This is a genomic window from Pantoea sp. GbtcB22, assembly GCF_019091025.1.
In the GTDB taxonomy this organism is placed as follows: Bacteria; Pseudomonadota; Gammaproteobacteria; order Enterobacterales; family Enterobacteriaceae; genus Pantoea; species Pantoea leporis.
Genome location: NZ_JAGXKB010000404.1, coordinates 1 through 257, shown reverse-complemented (window position 1 = coordinate 257; position 257 = coordinate 1). Strand labels below are relative to the sequence as shown.

The following is a 257-nucleotide window of genomic DNA, read 5'->3' as shown; positions in this document are numbered from 1 at the left end:
AATTATCCGGTCTCATTCATTTGTGGCCCAATTGTTATCTGGACGGCATTCCGATTCACCCCGCGCGAAACCGCCACCGGTATTTTTGTTCTCTCCGCGATCGCAATCTGGGGGACGCTGCACGGATTTGGTCCGTTCATTCTGCGCACGGAAAATCAGTCCCTCCTCATGCTGCAATCTTGGACGGCGGCACTGACGATTACCGCGATGGCGATCGCCGCGGCGATCGCGGAACGAAATCGCGCCCAGGCGGCGAT

1 protein-coding gene is annotated in these 257 nt (G+C 57.6%); it reads left to right on the top strand.

The window, feature by feature from the left end; all coding sequences use genetic code 11:
• Positions 1-257, top strand: a 257-nt coding sequence (locus KVT28_RS25600; protein WP_217551041.1) for an MASE1 domain-containing protein, incomplete at both ends; no start/stop codon positions are given.